General features: G+C 42.5%; 14 protein-coding genes. All 14 read right to left on the bottom strand.

The genetic code is table 11. From position 1 onward, the window contains the following. Positions 1–12: 12 nt before the first annotated feature. Positions 13–1,056 carry an L-threonine 3-dehydrogenase gene (gene tdh, locus BTW01_RS03605; protein WP_162101683.1) on the bottom strand — a complete coding sequence of 348 codons (1,044 nt, stop codon included), beginning with the start codon at positions 1,054–1,056 and terminating at the stop codon, positions 13–15. A 259-nt stretch (positions 1,057–1,315) separates the two neighbouring features. Then, on the bottom strand, positions 1,316–1,576 hold the full coding sequence (gene spoVS / locus BTW01_RS03600) for a stage V sporulation protein SpoVS (RefSeq protein WP_003154135.1): 261 nt from the start codon (positions 1,574–1,576) through the stop codon (positions 1,316–1,318). Between the two features lie 198 nt (positions 1,577–1,774). Then, the gene (gene ymdB / locus BTW01_RS03595; protein WP_162101682.1) at positions 1,775–2,569 is read right to left on the bottom strand and encodes a 2',3'-cyclic-nucleotide 2'-phosphodiesterase; all 795 of its coding nucleotides are present in this window, start codon (positions 2,567–2,569) and stop codon (positions 1,775–1,777) included. Positions 2,570–2,638: 69 nt separating this feature from the next. After that, on the bottom strand, positions 2,639–4,201 hold the full coding sequence (rny, locus tag BTW01_RS03590) for a ribonuclease Y (RefSeq protein ID WP_003221010.1): 1,563 nt from the start codon (positions 4,199–4,201) through the stop codon (positions 2,639–2,641). A 276-nt stretch (positions 4,202–4,477) separates the two neighbouring features. Further along, positions 4,478–5,653: a serine hydrolase domain-containing protein gene (locus tag BTW01_RS03585; protein ID WP_162101681.1), complete on the bottom strand. Its 1,176-nt coding sequence runs from the start codon at positions 5,651–5,653 to the stop codon at positions 4,478–4,480. A 169-nt stretch (positions 5,654–5,822) separates the two neighbouring features. Beyond that, positions 5,823–6,869 carry a recombinase RecA gene (recA, locus tag BTW01_RS03580; RefSeq protein ID WP_162101680.1) on the bottom strand — a complete coding sequence of 349 codons (1,047 nt, stop codon included), beginning with the start codon at positions 6,867–6,869 and terminating at the stop codon, positions 5,823–5,825. A 172-nt stretch (positions 6,870–7,041) separates the two neighbouring features. Further along, the gene (locus tag BTW01_RS03575) at positions 7,042–8,292 is read right to left on the bottom strand and encodes a competence/damage-inducible protein A (protein ID WP_162101679.1); all 1,251 of its coding nucleotides are present in this window, start codon (positions 8,290–8,292) and stop codon (positions 7,042–7,044) included. Between the two features lie 18 nt (positions 8,293–8,310). Further along, a complete protein-coding gene (gene pgsA / locus BTW01_RS03570) occupies positions 8,311–8,892 on the bottom strand; it encodes a CDP-diacylglycerol--glycerol-3-phosphate 3-phosphatidyltransferase (RefSeq protein WP_162101678.1) in 582 nt (193 codons plus the stop codon). Between the two features lie 49 nt (positions 8,893–8,941). Next, positions 8,942–9,856: a cell shape determination protein RodZ gene (gene rodZ / locus BTW01_RS03565; RefSeq protein ID WP_162101677.1), complete on the bottom strand. Its 915-nt coding sequence runs from the start codon at positions 9,854–9,856 to the stop codon at positions 8,942–8,944. Between the two features lie 18 nt (positions 9,857–9,874). Then, positions 9,875–10,666: a DUF3388 domain-containing protein gene (locus BTW01_RS03560; protein ID WP_162101676.1), complete on the bottom strand. Its 792-nt coding sequence runs from the start codon at positions 10,664–10,666 to the stop codon at positions 9,875–9,877. Positions 10,667–10,795: 129 nt separating this feature from the next. Beyond that, complete coding sequence (locus tag BTW01_RS03555; RefSeq protein WP_162101675.1) at positions 10,796–11,053, bottom strand: DUF3243 domain-containing protein; 258 nt, start codon at positions 11,051–11,053, stop codon at positions 10,796–10,798. 80 nt (positions 11,054–11,133) lie between these two features. Beyond that, a complete protein-coding gene (gene ymfI / locus BTW01_RS03550) occupies positions 11,134–11,862 on the bottom strand; it encodes an elongation factor P 5-aminopentanone reductase (protein WP_162101674.1) in 729 nt (242 codons plus the stop codon). A 54-nt stretch (positions 11,863–11,916) separates the two neighbouring features. Beyond that, on the bottom strand, positions 11,917–13,203 hold the full coding sequence (yfmH, locus tag BTW01_RS03545) for an EF-P 5-aminopentanol modification-associated protein YfmH (protein WP_162101673.1): 1,287 nt from the start codon (positions 13,201–13,203) through the stop codon (positions 11,917–11,919). Further along, a complete protein-coding gene (yfmF, locus tag BTW01_RS03540) occupies positions 13,200–14,480 on the bottom strand; it encodes an EF-P 5-aminopentanol modification-associated protein YfmF (RefSeq protein WP_162101672.1) in 1,281 nt (426 codons plus the stop codon). The genes yfmH and yfmF overlap by 4 nt, the downstream gene beginning before the upstream one ends. Positions 14,481–14,545: the final 65 nt, after the last annotated feature.

Here is a 14,545-nt window from a genome sequence, read left to right as displayed (position 1 = left end):
TTTATCCCCCTTTTATGGAATGAAAATCACTTTTCCGCACTTGCCATTTCTCATCAGTTCGAATCCCTTTTCAAACTCCTCTAACGGAAACTGATGGGTAATAACAGGTGAAAGATCGAGCACGTTTGAGCTGAGCAACTGAGACACCTGCCGCCATGTTGAAAACATTTTTCTTCCTGTGATTCCTTGAATCGTCAGTCCTTTAAATACTACTTTATTCGTCAAATCAATTGTCACAGGATGTTCAGGCAGGCTGAGAATATGAAATCTCCCTCCATTTGCAGCCATCGAAAGACCTTGGGTGATTGCTGCAGGATGTCCCGACATCTCACAAATGAGATCCGCTCCTTCCCCACCCGTTAAAGCGCTTACAACTTTAAGCGGATCTTCTTTTTCAATAGAAACAGTACGGATTGCTCCCATTTGTTCAGCAAGCGCCAGCCTATATTCATTTTTATCAATCGCAATTACCTGCGAAGCACCTGCTGCTTTTGCAACCGCAACAGCCATAAGGCCAATCGGTCCGCACCCGATGACTGCAGTCGTTCCTCCTGCCGGCTGGCTCTCGAGCACTGTATGAACCGCATTTCCCAGAGGCTCTTGAATGGAAGCAAGCGCCGGATCCATATCAATGGGGTTCTTCCAAACATTATTAGCAGGAACTTTTACATATTCCGCAAAACAGCCTGCCGTATCCACTCCGATAATAGCAGTATTGGTGCAAACATGAGATTTTCCGGTTACGCAAGGGGCACATTCACCACAGACAATATGCGTCTCAGCAGATACATGTTCTCCCGCTTTTACATGACCGGCATTCTCTCCCACAGCTTCAACAATGCCGCTGAACTCATGGCCGAAAACATAAGGAGTTTTAATTCTCTGTTGCGCCCACTGATCCCAATTATAGATGTGCACATCCGTTCCGCATATGGAAGCAGCTTTTACTCTTATGAGGACTTCATGTTTATCAATTTCAGGAATGGGAACTTCAGTCAGCACAGCACCGAACGCCCTGTCCTTTTTCATTAGCGCTTTCATCTTTCCACCCTGCATGTACAATCCCCCTTAAAAAGTTCTTGTTACATTCGGATTGTACCATGAAATGGAATAAGCGTAAACAGCACTGTCTTTCTGAAAAAGACAAAAGTGTCCGTCTTAAAAAATAGGCGGATTTTTTCCTGAAATATTTTAGATCATTTCAGATTTTTACAGTTTCCATAAATATGCATAAGAATATTATCGGAAGAAAATATAACAACAACGAAAAATAACCTGTTTGCATGACGCAAACAGGTGAATGCTTTATTTGTTTTTAGCGAGGCTCTACGATTAATTTAATCGCCGTTCTTTCTTCCCCATCGATCTGAATATCTGTAAAAGCCGGAATACAAATCAAATCAACGCCGCTTGGCGCCACAAATCCTCTGGCAATCGCCACAGCTTTTACAGCCTGGTTTAGTGCACCCGCTCCAATTGCTTGAATCTCCGCGGCTCCTCGTTCTCTTAACACACCCGCAAGCGCACCTGCCACTGAATTTGGACTCGATTTTGCTGAAACTTTTAAGATTTCCATTTCTGCTCCCCCTTAGTTTTACAATGGATAAGTGAGTGTTCATTAGAACAATCATTATTAGATGTTGCTATCCAAAAAGCCATCCCCACATGCTTTTCAAAAATAGCGGGCTACCTTCCATTTTTACTATATTCACTAAGAAGTTGCTATATTCCTGCTTTTCTTTTTAATATTTTTATAAAATAACCATATGTTCAATTATTCAAAGAACATGTGATCATCATTGATTAAAACACGCTCAATTTTCACAGCTTTTTTCGTTTGATCATCGATATCGATGACAACACCGCTCAGTGTTGTTTTCCCTTCAGCGACAGTAAATCGGACTGGAAGATTCGTTTTGAATCGCTTAATAATCGTCTCTCTGTCCATCCCCAGAATACCGTCATATGGGCCAGTCATTCCTACATCCGTAATATATGCAGTACCTTTCGGCAAAATGCGGTTATCCGCTGTTTGCACGTGAGTATGAGTTCCGACAACAGCTGAAGCCCGGCCGTCAGTATACCAGCCGAGTGCGAGCTTTTCGCTTGTCGCTTCAGCATGGAAATCGATAAAAATGTAAGGTGTTCTTTTCGCAGCTTCGGCAATTAATTCATCCACTTTTAAAAACGGGTCGTCAAGCGGCGGTAAAAACGTACGGCCCTGTAAGTTCATAATGGCAAGCTCTTTACCGTTTGCTTTCACATAGGTCATCCCTTTTCCCGGTGTTCCTTCAGGAAAGTTTGCGGGGCGAACCAAGTTTGGAACATCATCTATAAAATCGAAAATTTCTCTTTTGTCCCATGTGTGGTTCCCCATTGTAATTGCATCTGCGCCAGCTTGGATAAAGCTGTGATAAATTTTTTCTGTCAAGCCCTTTCCATGTGCGGCGTTTTCACCATTAATGATTGTAAAGTGAGGCTTATATTTCGTTTTTAGCTTTGGGACATATTCTTTTACCATGTCACGTCCTGGTGAACCGACAACATCTCCGATAAATAAAATTCTCATATTGCATATCCTTCCTTTTTCAAAGTTCCTTGTCCATCAAAAAAATAAAGTGATGCTTAGCGCATCACTTTATTTTGCATACTCTACGGCTCGAGTTTCTCTGATTACTGTCACTTTAATATGACCAGGGTAATCGAGCTCGTCCTCAATTCGCTTACGGATATCTCGCGCCAGTCGGTGAGCTTCAAGATCATTAATTGAATCCGGCTTCACCATAATACGCACTTCGCGTCCAGCCTGAATGGCAAATGACTTTTCAACACCTTCATAGGACTCAGAAATTTCTTCGAGCTTTTCAAGTCTTCGAATATAATTCTCGAGCGTCTCACTTCTCGCGCCAGGTCTTGCAGCTGAAAGTGCATCTGCTGCAGCTACCAGCACAGCGATAATAGAAGTCGGCTCCTCATCCCCGTGGTGTGACGCAATACTGTTAATCACGACTGGGTGCTCTTTATATTTGGTCGCAAGCTCCACCCCGATTTCAACGTGGCTTCCTTCTACTTCATGGTCAATTGCTTTCCCAATGTCGTGAAGAAGGCCTGCGCGCTTAGCAAGCTTTGCGTCTTCTCCGAGCTCCGATGCCATTAGACCGGCCAAAAATGCGACTTCCATGGAATGCTTAAGCACATTTTGACCGTAGCTTGTACGGAACTTTAAGCGGCCGAGGATCTTGATAAGATCTGGGTGGAGGCCATGAACGCCAACCTCAAACGTCGTTTGCTCACCCATCTCACGAATATAGTCATCGACCTCGCGGCGAGATTTTTCAACCATTTCTTCAATCCGTGCCGGATGAATTCGGCCATCTTGAACGAGTTTATCAAGAGCAATTCTTGCTGTCTCACGTCTGATCGGATCAAATCCGGAAAGAATGACAGCTTCAGGCGTATCATCAATAATCAGGTCAATTCCTGTCAGCGTTTCAAGCGTACGAATGTTACGCCCTTCCCGTCCGATGATACGTCCTTTCATCTCATCATTTGGAAGATTAACAACTGATACCGTTGTTTCGGCAACGTGGTCCGCTGCGCAGCGCTGTAAGGCGAGTGAAAGAATGTTTTTCGCTTTCTTATCCGCCTCTTCTTTCGCACGGTTTTCAGTTTCTTTTGTCATGATGGCGATGTCATGTGAAAGCTCGTTTTCAACCCGCTCAAGAATGATTTGTTTAGCTTCGTCACGAGTCAGGCTCGAAATTCGCTCCAACTCTGACTGCTGCATACGAATCATCTCATCCACTTTGCTTTCCATCTCTTCAATATGTTGTTGTCGTTCATTCAGAGAATGATCTTTCTTCTCCAACATCGCTTCCCGTTTATCTATTCCCTCATGTTTCCGATCAAGGTTTTCCTCCTTTTGGAGTAAACGGTTTTCTTGTTTTTGAAGCTCATTTCGTCTTTCACGAACTTCCTGTTCAGCATCTATTCGAAGTTTGTGGATTTCATCCTTTGCTTCAAGCAGAGCTTCTTTTTTCAGTGCTTCAGCATCACGCTTTGCATCTTCAAGAATTTGCTCGGCTGCACCGCGTGCGCCTGCAATTTTCGCTTCGGCAATGGTTTTACGAACAAAGTAGCCAACAACTAAACCGAGTAGAATCAGCAAAATGGAGATGAGAACCATCATAATTGGGGTCATACTTTCACCTCCTCTTGCTATGAACTTGGTTGTTGCTTAAATAAGTGTCGGCATGTACATTGTCTGGTTTTCTCAACATACAGAACCTTCACAGGGAATGAGTACTTTCATTGCCCTTGTCAAGTTTAAAATGGTTTAACAATCATGTTAAAAAAACAAATGTTACAACCTCATTGTAAATGTGTCGGAAATACTTGTCAAGCTTGCCATCTTAACGTTTGCCGACCCACCATCTTTTAACGAGCCGAAGCAATTCTTTCAATAGAAGATCATAAATCACTCTTGATTCAGAAGCTGGTATATTTTATTGTTTACTTGGCCTAATTTAGCGTTATTTTGAATATTTGACAACAAAACAACAATGGTTTGCCCAGATTTGCTAAAACTGTTCAAAATGTTGAAGCCCGGCATGACACCATGGTTTGAATAGCTTCCAGGGGCAACATAAAACCCCATACCGTATGTGGAGTTGCTTCCTGGTGTAAACATTTTTTCGTAGCTTTCTTGCGAATACAGTTTGCCGTCGATCAGTGCTTGGTCAAATTTATACATATCTGCAGCGCTCAAATATATATCACCTGCACCATACAGCTGAGATAAATCAGGCATATACGGTGTCACCGCTCTGTTGCCCTTCAGCTTATATCCGACAGCTGGATAAGGTTCTTTATCATATGTTTTATAAAAGCCCGCATGCGTCATTTTTGCTGGTTTAAAAATGTGATTTGTTATGTATTGTTCATAGGACTCACCGCTGACTTCAGCAATAATATAAGCAAGCACAGAATAATTGGAATCCTTATAGTCCCATACGCCCGGCTGACGTTTGATTCCTTGGCTTTCTATATCTTTTATTAAATCGTCCGGAGTTATTGAACCGTTTCCTTCAATATGTCCGTTTATTCCCGATGTATGTGTAAGCAGATTTTTCAAAGTAATCGTTTGTCCGTTAGGGAAATGCGGTAAATATGTACTTACCGAATCACTTGTCTGGAGTTTTCCCTTTTCCTCAAGCTGTAAAATAGCGGTTGCAATCAGTGCTTTTTGTGATGAACCGATATAATAAGATGTCATCGGATTATTTTGAATACGATGTTTGCGGTCTGCATAACCAAAACCTTTATTTGTTACGATTTCTCCTTTTCTGACAATCATGGCTGTTCCGCTGAATCCGATCTCTTTTAAATAACGGCTGATTTTTTGATTACGGTCGACTGTTTTGATTTGTTTCTCCGGCTCCTTGGCGGTTTTCTTTTTGACCTCTTTTTTTTGACTGCCATCTGATACCGCTGCAGTTTCTTGAGACGGCTCGTTTTCTTCACTATTCCGTTGAAACGCATTCCAAATCACAAAGCAAATCATTACTGCTAAAAGACCAAGCAAAAGTCTGACTCTTTTATTAAGTTTTCTCTGTCTGCGTTTTGCAGTTCTTCTGCTGGTTGGGCTCGTCATTCATTTTTTCCTCCCAAAATAAATTCCAATTTGCACACGTTTTGTTAGACGAATAAAACACTGAAAAAGTTGTCAATAAAAGCAATATTTTTTATCATTTTATCGCAAACATACAAAAAAGCTGAGTTTTTTACTCAGCTTTTGGTATCATTTCAAACTTATTTTATTTTTATTCTTCAAATTCGAGTTCTTCTTGTGCTTCTCCAGCTTGCTGCTGCCCTGCTCCGTTATTATCCAAACCGTAATGTTCACGAATTTGTTCCTGAATCATCAGCATGATATCTTTATTTTCTTTCAAGAATTGTTTTGCATTTTCACGGCCTTGGCCAAGACGCTCTTCTTCATAAGAGTACCATGAACCGCTTTTTTGCACGATATCAAGTTCAGTTCCAAGATCAATAATTTCGCCTTCTTTTGAGATGCCTTCTCCGTACATAATATCAACCTCGGCTGTACGGAACGGAGGAGCCACCTTGTTTTTCACGACTTTGATTTTCGTTTTGTTCCCCATTACGTCGTTGCCCTGTTTCAGCTGTTCAGCACGGCGCACTTCAAGGCGCACGGAAGAGTAGAATTTCAGCGCGCGGCCGCCAGGAGTTGTTTCCGGGTTCCCGAACATAACGCCGACTTTTTCACGAATTTGGTTAATGAAAATCGCGATTGTCTTCGATTTATTAATAGCCCCTGAAAGTTTACGAAGCGCTTGAGACATTAAGCGCGCTTGTAAACCGACATGCGAATCTCCCATATCGCCTTCAATTTCCGCTTTCGGAACGAGAGCCGCTACAGAGTCAACAACAACAATGTCAACTGCGCCGCTTCGAACCAGAGCTTCTGCAATTTCAAGCGCCTGTTCGCCTGTGTCAGGCTGGGACAGTAAAAGCTCTTCGATGTCGACACCAAGCTTTTGCGCATATACCGGATCTAATGCATGTTCCGCATCGATAAACGCAGCTTGTCCGCCTTGCTGCTGAACCTCAGCAATCGCATGAAGCGCTACAGTTGTTTTACCTGAGCTTTCAGGACCATATACTTCAATAATCCGTCCGCGCGGATATCCGCCAATTCCCAGTGCTGTATCAAGGGTGAGGGAGCCGCTTGGGACAGTAGAAATTCTTGTATCTGTCTTTTCTCCCAATTTCATAATGGAACCTTTACCGAACTGCTTTTCTATTTGTTTAAGAGCCATATCTAAGGCTGCCTGACGATCACTCATTCTATTTTTTCCTCCTTTATGTTACCACTACATATACTATACCTTGTTTGAAGGGATTTGCCAAGAAAAAAGCGAACGCATATTCGGATTTTTTCTTGGCGTGATTCCTATCAAAATATCATAACACATCTAAGAAATCATGTTTTTTTAGGAGGATAACGTGTTGAAAATATTATTTTTGCTCTAAAAGTTTCAAGAGTAAATGGCATCCGTATTTGGCTCCGCGTTTTCTGACTCCTGTTCTGGAACCCGCAAAGTGAAACTCATGAACCTCTTCTTTTCCATTTGCTGAAATGCCGATAAACGCATGGCCAGGTTCATGCCCATCTTGAGCATCAGGTCCTGCTATACCGGTAAAGCTGATGCCGATGTCGCTGCCTGTGAGTTTTTGAACACCCTTTGCCAGCTCTGATGCGCACTCCTTGCTGACAGCTCCAAATTGATCTAATGTTTCCTTCTTAACGCCAAGCACATTCTGCTTTACTTCGTTTGTGTAGCAAACGACACCGCCGGCGAATAATGTTGAAGCGCCGCTAAGATCTGTCAGCCATTCAGAAAACAATCCGCCGGTAAAACTTTCCGCCGCGGAAATCGTAATGCCTTTTTCCTTACATGCTTTAGAAAGCTCTTGTACAAGAGAAGTATCATCATAGCCATAGAAAAATTCGCCGACGCGTTCTAAGATAACAGCCTCTGTTTCTTTTAACAGACGCTCTGTTTCCTTTTCATCAGCATGTTTGGCCGTCAAACGAAGCGTCACTTCTCCATCAGCCGCTAAAGGAGCAATTGTCGGGTTGGTTTGTGCATCAATAATATCTTCCAAATCGGCTTCAAGCTGAGATTCACCGATACCGAAAAAGCGAAGAACGGTTGATACAATTTTCTCATTTGAACCCATTTTTTTCAGCAGAAGAGGCTTTGCCTCGTTTTCAAACATTGGACGCAATTCGCTCGGCGGTCCGGGAAGAAGCATATAAAAGCGTGATTCATGCTCAGTGAGCATTCCCGGTGCCATTCCAAAATGATTTGCCAGTACGTCAGATCCTTCGATCACAAGCGCCTGTTTTCGGTTATTAGGTGACATCGTACGTTTTGTTCGTTTGAAATAATCTTCAATGGATTGGAATGCCTCATCATTTAACACAAGCGGACGCCCAAGCGCATTTGCAATCGTTTCTTTCGTCAGGTCATCTTTTGTCGGTCCGAGACCTCCTGAAAAAATAATGAAGTCAGAACGTTCTTCAGCAATGCGAATAACCTGCTTCAGCCGCTCTGGATTATCTCCGACTGCTGTATGATAAAATACGTTCACTCCGATTTCAGCAAGCTGTTTGCTGATAAATTGAGCATTTGTATTCGCAATCTGACCAAGCAACAGCTCTGAACCGACTGCAATAATTTCTGCTTTTTTTGGAAATTCCATGACGTTAGTCCTTCTTTCTTAGTTAGATGTTTTTAGCGCTTCCCAGTTTTTAACGAAATATTCCCAGCCAGAGATGACAGTAAAGAAAACAGCCACCCACAGCGCTAAGTCAGCAAACGGGAATGACACAAGTTCAAACGGAAGATTATGAAGAAGCAATGCAGAAACCGCAATGATTTGTGCCCATGTTTTAATTTTACCAAGCATGTTGGCAGCCACGACTTCTCCTGTTCCGGCTAAGACAAGCCTTAAACCTGTCACGGCAAACTCCCGGCTGATAATCACAATGACCATCCAGGCTGGAGCAAGTTCAAATTGAACAAGAATAATTAATGCTGCGGATACAAGCAGTTTGTCCGCAAGCGGGTCAAGAAACTTCCCGAAGTTTGTGACGAGATTCAGTTTTCGGGCATAGTATCCGTCGACCCAGTCTGTTGTGGATGCAATGATAAATAGAATCGCTCCCGCCAGATGTGCGATCGGAATCGATTCGTCTCCAAATTCAAGCCTGCCCCAGTCAAACGGTACCAGCATGATAATCATAAAGATCGGGATTAATGCAATTCTTGCTAGTGTGATTTTATTTGGTAAGTTAAACATAAAGCCCCTCCAATTTCATACTCGGACGTGAAGAAAAGTCATCTAGTAATCAAGATGACTTTTCCTCCTTTTTATTTACAATCTTTATGGTTTGTGCCATCACTTTTTTCGGATCAAGTTCGTACGAAAGAACCTTACCGTTGATTTTTATTTTCAGATTAGGTGCATATCCAGTGCGGATGTCAACTTGTTTCTGATCAGTTATGTCTTTTTTAAAGGTTTCGTCTTTTTTAAGCGTCCCTTCTTTTAACGAGCTACTGTTTTCATCGCGCACTCGAACCCAAGAGCTGTCTGATGCTTTTAGTTCAAGCTCGATTTTATCAGCGCCGGACACTTCATAAGTCGTTAACGATCCTTCAGTGCCAGCCGCTTTAATATCCAGTTTGCTGCTGTCACTTTCTTCTTTTTTATCTTGTTTTTCTTTTGTTTCTTTTTTAGCGTCTGGCTTTTTTTCAGAGCTGTTATTTTGATTCTCTTTTAAGGTTGAATCTTTAGGGATTTCATACTTGCTTTCACTTTGCGTAATTGATTTTTCAGATGCCGCATTGTGATCATCGCTGTTTTTATGATTCGCAAATTGAATGATCGCGTATATAATCGCAATCACGACAATCACACCGAGAATCACAAGTATTGTTGGCAGCAGCTCAAGCGCCTTAGATGCTGGCTTTGGCATTTCTTTTTGAAGATTCATGCCGGAGATCTTTTCAGACACATCGTCATGGTACGTATTTGGGATATCTTTTTTATGCTCCTCAAACAGCTGATCCGCATCCAGCCCAACGGCTTCTGCATATTGCTTGATGAATGCCCGAACATAAAACTTCCCCGGAATAATGTCATAGTTTCCTTCCTCCAAGGCAGTTAAATACCTTTTTTGAATCTTTGTTGCCGCTTGGAGATCATCCAATGACATTGCTTTTTCCTCTCTGGCTTCTTTGAGCCGGATTCCTAGTTCAGTCACAACAAACACCTTCCAATTTTAAAAATCAAAGCTTGAAAACCCGGATTGATCAAATATTTGGGGTTCCTCGGCATGTTCATATGTAATAACCTCATCAGGGTCATTTCTCAGTTCAATAATATAATCAAAATCATCGAGTGTATACTCTGTATTTTGAACGAATATGTCTGGATGCTCCACCACTTTTGTTGCAGGCAGCCTCATGATTTCTCTGACCAGCTGGAGATGGCGTTCTGACCCTCTTCGTGTGGACACAATTCCGTCAACAATAAAGACATTTTCAGTGCTGTATTCATCGGCAATCAGCTGGCTTCTTATCGTTTGCTTCAGCAAAGTTGATGACACAAAAAGCCACCTTTTGCTTGCGCACACACTGGAGGCCACAATCGATTCCGTTTTCCCGACACGCGGCATACCGCGAATTCCGATTAATTTATGGCCTTCTTTCTTGAACAGTTCGGCCATAAAATCGACAAGTAAGCCAAGCTCGTCCCGTTCAAAACGAAACGTTTTCTTGTCATCGGCATCCCTTTGAATATACCGGCCGTGACGTACGGCAAGACGGTCGCGAAGCCTCGGCTCCCGCATCTTCGTTACTTTAATTGTTTCCATCGTTTTTAAGATTGATTCTAATCGTTTAATTTGATCTATATGGCGGCACCTGAGGAGCATTCCCCTTCTGGAAAGATCGACGCCGTTAATCGTTACGATGTTAATAGAAAGCATCCCAAGAAGAGATGAAATATCCCCGAGCAATCCGGGACGGTTCACTTGAATTTCATATTCAAAATACCATTCGAGCTTTGCCAAATGATATACCCCCTTCATTGTGGCAAAATTTTACCTCCTTTTATCATAAAGCATTTTACTCTAATTAGAAAGAAGAATGTTGCTGTGATGAGGAAAACATAAAAAAGAGAGGAAAAATATCCTCTCTTCCTAGTGAGTGCTGTTATTTTCAACAAGCTTAACCATCATATTGGCAATGGCTTGCTGTTCATCTTTTGATGCTACACTCCAAAGATCTGCAAGCACTTTTTCCTGCTCATTCTTAGATTCCACTTCATTAGCCAAGTAACTGCCGATTTCTGTCGCAAGATCTGTAATCGTATCCTGGCTCATACCTTTATCTTGCGCATAGTTCAAACGGTCACCAAGGAAGTTTTTCCAGTGATCCCAGTTTTCTAAAACTGACATGCTCGTCTCCTCCATTTCATGTGAAGTTACAAGATTATTGTGTCCTTCACAAAAGAAACTATACACTGAATATTTTCAGATCAGCAGTGCCAGCCGCCATTGACCGACAGAATATGGCCTGTAATATATGACGCTTTTTCAGACAGGAGAAACGCTGTTGCATCAGCAATTTCCTGCGGCTTCGCCAGCCGGCCGATCGGGATCTCATCAGCGATCTCTTCTTTTTCACTTGGAGTAAATTGATTCATCATATTTGTATCAACCGCACCTGGCGCTACAGCGTTTACTCTGATGCCGCTTGGCGCGAGCTCTTTGGCCAGCCCTTTTACAAACGAATGCTGAGCCCCCTTTGCCATGCTGTACAGCACTTCACAAGATGCTCCAGTCTCTCCCCAGATCGAGCTGACCGCCACAATCGCTCCTGATTTGTTTCGGATCATGTCTGGAAGAAGGTTTCTCGTGAGCATATACGGGCTCGCCACATGCAGCTGAACCATTTCCTGAACCGTTGTATTATCCACGTCGGTAATCAGCCCAAAATGGCTTCTGCCGCTATTTAACACAATCGCATCAATCGGCTGATTAATTGAATTTGTCAGCTTGTCCGCCCCTTCTGGCGCGGACAAATCGGCCTGCAAAATCCCTGCATGTACACCAAACGTCTTTGTTAATTTTTCTGCAAGCTCTGCTGCCCCGTTTTGATTTGTATTGTAATGCAGCAGCAGATTATATCCCGCTGCCGCAAGGGTTTCGCTGATGCTTTTACCAATGCCGCCGCTTGCTCCGGTGACTAGTGCTGTTTTGTTCATCCTCTTTCCTTCTTTCCGCAGAAAAACACCCCTCACACTGGAGGGATGTTTTGTTTATGATTTAGGAACAACCTTGCAGACAGTCAGTCTGTCTGCAGCAATTTCCTCTTGTATAACGTTCTTGACGTCCTCGAATGTAATTCGCTCGAGAACCGTTACAACATCAAACAGGCTCATATCCAAGAAAGCATAACGGGTAAATTGATTAGCAATGTATTCAGGTGAATTCAATGCTTTTAAGAATGTACCGATCTTTTTCTTTCTGGCAAGTTCAATCTTTTCAGCAGTAATCAGTTCACTGGCACGCAGAAGCATACCGGAGATGTCTTCAGCCAATTGATCCGGCTCCGGCGTATCGCCGCCGATTGCCGCAAAGCCGAATCCATGTTCAGCAGTGAAATCAAAGCTGAATGTTTCGTCAATATACCCTTTTTCATAAAGTGATTCGTACTGGGCGGAGCTTTTGCCAAATAAAGATTCAAGCAATAAGTTCATGGAAAGTTCATGCTTTAACAAGTCTTTGCCTAATCTAAATGGGTTCTTTGATTTCAGCCCGACAAGGCATTTCGGCCCCTGCACGTTCATTTTGATTTCTTTTTCTTTTCGAAAAACCGCTTCTTGCTCTTTCACTTCTTCTCGTTTGATCTCAGGCTGATCTGTGTACGGCTTTGTTTTCTGATTTTCTCTTACCTGAGAAATGATCGCTTCAGGGTCTACAGGGCCGACAATGAAGAGGAGCATGTTACTCGGGTGGTAAAACGTTTCATAGCATTCATAAAGAAGATCTTTTGTAATATGTGATATGCTTTCCACTGTTCCCGCTATGTCAATTCTGACAGGATGCTCTTTGTACATGTTCTCAATGAGTCCGAAGTAAAGCCTCCAATCTGGATTATCGTCATACATGTTAATTTCCTGACCGATGATCCCTTTTTCTTTTTCAACCGTTTTTTCAGTAAAATAAGGGTCCTGAACGAAATCGATAAGCGTCTCTAAATTGCGTTCTACATTTGATGTGCTTGAGAAAAGATAAGCAGTTCTTGTAAATGACGTAAACGCGTTGGCAGAAGCCCCCTGTTTGCTGAAATCTTGAAAAACATCCCCATCTGCTTTTTCAAACAGTTTGTGCTCAAGAAAATGGGCGATGCCGTCCGGCACGTGAGACATCTCGTTTTTACCTAATGGAACAAACTTATTATCTATAGAACCGTACTTTGTTGTAAAAACGGCATATGTCTTGTTGAAGCCTTTTTTCGGCAACACGTAAACATCAAGGCCGTTTGGCATTTTTTCATGGTACAGCGTCTCCTGAAGCTGTTCATATTCGATTGGTTTGATCAAGATGCACCCTCCGTCCCTTTTAAGAAATATGTCGTATCAAGCTGAATCTTTTCAGCGGCTTTTACGATATCCTCTTTTGTGACCTGCTCAATATTGGCGAGGAAATCTTCAATATGGATGTCGACTTGGGCAGCGGCCTGCTGATATAAAAATTCAGATAAACCGTACGCAGTATCAATCGTCTCCAATACTTGGTTCCGAATGACTGCCTTTGTTTGAGCGATGTCCTGCTCACTGAAATCACCGTTTTTCATTGCTTGAAATTGTTCAGTGATAATAGAAACAGCCTGTTCGTAATTTTGCACTTCAATCCCCGACATCACCATTAACATACCTTTAAAACTTTCAATTCGCGAAGCGGCGTAATATGCAAGACTGGCTTTTTCCCGCACATTGATGAAAAGCTTGGAATGAGAAAAGCCGCCGAACAATCCGTTAAACACTTGCAAAGCAGGATAATCCAGATCCGTATAAGTGATGTTGGTTCGGTAGCCGATATTCAGCTTTCCTTGTTTGACATCTTCTTCATCAATCACTTCTTTCGGCTCGGCTTTTTGCTCGGCGTGATTGTTTTCAATTGAGCGAAGGGCGCGCTCTTCAGTTTGGAAATACTTATCAATTGTACTTTGCACTTGATTTGCGTCCACATCGCCAACGACATAAAGATCAAGCTGGTCTCTTTGGATCGCGCTTTGGTATGTTTCGTATAATTGATCTGCTGTAATGGCATCGACATCATCGATTTCTCCATTGACATGAAGGGCATAAGGCTCATTTTTGCACATTTCCTGTATCAACCTTAAATTCGAGTAACGCATTTTATCGTCATAGACCGCTTGGATCCGTTGCTTGAGTGTGCGTTTTTCTTGAGCAACATATTGTGATTGAAAAGCGCCTCCCTCTAAAGCAGGTGAAAAGACGATTTCTGCAAGAAGCTGCAGCCCTTTTTCAAGAAGCGGCGTTTGGTCTTTTAAATATTTTTCATTCGGGATTTCCAGCCTGAACGTAATAACGTGCCGCTCTCCTTTTTTCGAAAGATCCGCAGAAACGGACGTGCCGTACAGTTCATCCAAATAAGAACGCAATTCTGAGGTTTTCGGGTGGCTTTTTGTTCCGCGAAGAAGCACATGCGGAAGCAGCGCTCTTTTCGTGACCTGGTCTTTTGTCAGCGGCGCAAGCATTTTAAAAATAAGCGATACGGTTTTGAATTTTTCTGTTTCTACAATGTGTGCGGTTAAACCGCCGTGCTTTGTTTTGATTTCATTTACAAATGACATATGGAGCCTCCTTCGTTCATTTCTTATTAGTATGTATTATGACCAATTTTCAGCATCCGCAGAAA

The sequence above is a fragment of the Bacillus sp. SKDU12 genome, assembly GCF_010093085.1.
Classification (GTDB): Bacteria; Bacillota; Bacilli; order Bacillales; family Bacillaceae; genus Bacillus; species Bacillus mexicanus.
This window is presented reverse-complemented; position numbering and strand designations above follow the sequence as displayed.